The organism is Vogesella mureinivorans, from assembly GCF_007644035.1.
GTDB lineage: Bacteria > Pseudomonadota > Gammaproteobacteria > Burkholderiales > Chromobacteriaceae > Vogesella > Vogesella mureinivorans.
Map to the genome: position 1 here is coordinate 1 of NZ_VMTV02000890.1, position 277 is coordinate 277.

Sequence of the window (277 nt, forward strand, 5' to 3'; positions counted from 1 at the left end):
CCATCAGCGGATGCCCCGGCTTCACCGCGTAGCCCTCGAAGTCCTCGACACCTTGGATGCGCAGAACGTCCTCGTCGATCAGGAACTGGCCGTTGAGCCGCGAGGCCGGCGTGCTCAGCACCGCGTGGGCGGCGTCGGCGACGATCTCGGGCCTGCGGCAGCCCACGTGGTCGACGCCGGGAATCATGTTCAGCGCATCGGTGAGGATCACCGTCTTCGGCCACAGCGCATTCACCGCCACGCCCTGCGGTCCGAACTCGGCGGCCAGGCCCAGCGT

1 protein-coding gene is annotated in these 277 nt (G+C 69.0%); it reads right to left on the reverse strand.

Translation table 11 applies throughout. The annotated features are described in order from the left end of the window. Positions 1-277 (reverse strand): Rossmann-fold NAD(P)-binding domain-containing protein (locus FLQ44_RS20120; protein WP_206209022.1); only part of this gene is annotated, 277 nt, incomplete at both ends.